We start from the raw sequence: 2,082 nt of genomic DNA on the forward strand, positions 1-2,082 counted from the left end.
GAATTATTTAACTTTACATGTGGGTGCTGGGACTTTTAAACCAGTTGATGCAGAAGATATTTTAGATCACCCAATGCATAGTGAATATTTTGAAATTGGAAGAGAAGCAAAAAAAGCTTTGAATAATGCTAATAAAACACTTGCTGTTGGTACAACTGTAACTAGAACAGTTGAGTATTATTCTAGAACAAATATGATTCAAGGTGAATGTGACCTATTTTTAAATCCATCTAATAAACCTATAAAAGTTGATCATTTACTTACAAATTTTCACCTTCCAAAATCTACATTAATTATGCTAATTGCAGCATTTGTAGGTTTAGAAAAAACACTAGAAATATATGAAGAAGCTATAAAAGAAAAATACAGATTTTTCTCTTATGGTGATGGAATGTTAATAATATAAAGAGGAATTTTAAATATGGCATATTATGTATTATTTGATACAGAAACAACAGGTAATCAAGAAGAAGATAAAGTTATACAATTTGGTGGTATGGTAATTGATCAAAAAGGGAAAGTTGAAGCTTTTGATGAATTGTGTTCTACAAATATTGATATTAAATTAGAAGCAATGGAAGTTCATAATATTACTCCCGATTTATTAGTTAATAAACCAATTGCAACACAAACATCTTTTTACCAAAAATTAGAAGAGCTTAATAATAATGAAAACTATCTAATAGCTCATAATATTTCTTTTGATATGGGAATGATTAAAAAAGAAGGTTTTGTAAATCAATATCAACTAATTGATACATTAAGATGTGCTAAACATTTATTTCCTGATTTGCCTTATCATAGACTTCAATATTTAAGATATGCTTTAGATTTATATAAAACAGAAGAACAAGAAGCTTCAAGACATAATATTACTATAAAAGCCCATGATGCCTTAGGTGATGTTCTTGTTATGAAACTATTTTTATCAAAACTTGTTGTTAAATGTAGAGAAATTTATCCTGATTATAATCCTATTGAAAAATTAGTTGAACTTACTAACACACCTGTATTTATAAAAACTTTTAAGTTTGGTAAGCATAAGGGTAAAGATGTGAGTGAAGTTGCAAAAGAAGATTCAGGATATTTAAACTGGATGAAAAAGAATATGGATTTAGATGAAGATTTAAAATATACTTTAGATAAAGTATTAGGTGATTCTGACTCTTATTAAATTTTAGTCTTTGATATTATTTAGATATATTATATTTAAGTAATTGATAAGATTTAAATGAAAAATAAAATTTGAAGTTGAAAATAGTTTTTAGAAGAAATGAGTAGGAATAAATTCCTACTCATTGGAATAATTAAAGAATAGTAACGTTTTGAGCTTGAGGACCTTTTTGACCTTCACCAATCTCGAAAGAAACTTTTTGACCTTCTTCAAGAGAAACTCTACCGTATCCAGTGTTGTTTATTTGTCTGAAGTGAACAAAAACATCGTCCCCACCATTTTCTTGTTGAATAAAACCAAAACCTTTTTCACTATTGAACCATTTAACTGTTCCATTAACTTGATTTGCCATTGCAAATTCCTTTTGTTGTAAATACACTCTATCTCTAGAGTGGTCGAAATTATAACGTAAACTAGTAATTCTAGACCATTCTGCGAGGAATAAACTATAATAATATTTTACAATTGTCTTTCAATGCGATTATTATATCTTAAAAAAATAAAAAATGCAAATGATTATTCCATTTTGTGATTTTTCTTTACTTTTTGCTCAAACTACTCATATTTAGGCCTTTTCATCTCTTTTTTTATTTTCTATATATAAAAATGTTTTGCAATCTAAATTTTGAGTTCATTTTTAGTATACTTGCATTTAAATTTTAAATACAAAAGAAAGGTACAAATGTACAACCCAATATCATGCGAATTTTTTGATCAATTAAATGTTGCAATGCAAAGAAAAATTCCTTCAACAATAGTATATTTTAAAGATGAAAATTTAGAAGAAAAACTTACTATAAAAGGTCTTGTAGCTACTATGGAAGTTATAGATGGAATTGAATTTTTAGTTTTAAATACAAAAGAAAAAATAAGACTTGATTTAGTAATCACTTTTAATGGCAAAAAAC

Annotated in this window: 4 protein-coding genes; 3 read left to right on the forward strand and 1 reads right to left on the reverse strand. The window is 26.4% G+C overall.

Annotated features, from left to right (window positions below; genetic code table 11):
• The coding region (locus tag ACERKK_RS13000) for an S-adenosylmethionine:tRNA ribosyltransferase-isomerase (protein WP_373773500.1) at positions 1-406 on the forward strand (406 nt) is incomplete at its 5' end.
• 15 nt (positions 407-421) lie between these two features.
• Positions 422-1,174 carry an exonuclease domain-containing protein gene (locus ACERKK_RS13005; RefSeq protein WP_373773501.1) on the forward strand — a complete coding sequence of 251 codons (753 nt, stop codon included), beginning with the start codon at positions 422-424 and terminating at the stop codon, positions 1,172-1,174.
• 133 nt (positions 1,175-1,307) lie between these two features.
• On the opposite strand, the gene ACERKK_RS13010 is transcribed toward ACERKK_RS13005, so the two are convergent.
• On the reverse strand, positions 1,308-1,526 hold the full coding sequence (locus tag ACERKK_RS13010) for a cold-shock protein (protein ID WP_373773502.1): 219 nt from the start codon (positions 1,524-1,526) through the stop codon (positions 1,308-1,310).
• Positions 1,527-1,856: 330 nt separating this feature from the next.
• Here ACERKK_RS13010 and ACERKK_RS13015 point away from each other — a divergent pair.
• Positions 1,857-2,082, forward strand: a 226-nt coding sequence (locus ACERKK_RS13015) for a transcriptional antiterminator Rof (protein WP_373773503.1), incomplete at its 3' end; no start/stop codon positions are given.

Source organism: Poseidonibacter sp. (genome assembly GCF_041821165.1).
GTDB lineage: Bacteria > Campylobacterota > Campylobacteria > Campylobacterales > Arcobacteraceae > Poseidonibacter.

Bases quoted from the DNA above. Each gene is read 5' to 3' on its own strand.
- ACERKK_RS13005 (WP_373773501.1), top strand. From the start codon at position 422: ATGGCATATTATGTATTATTTGATACAGAAACAACAGGTAATCAAGAA.
- ACERKK_RS13010 (WP_373773502.1), bottom strand. From the start codon at position 1,526: ATGGCAAATCAAGTTAATGGAACAGTTAAATGGTTCAATAGTGAAAAA.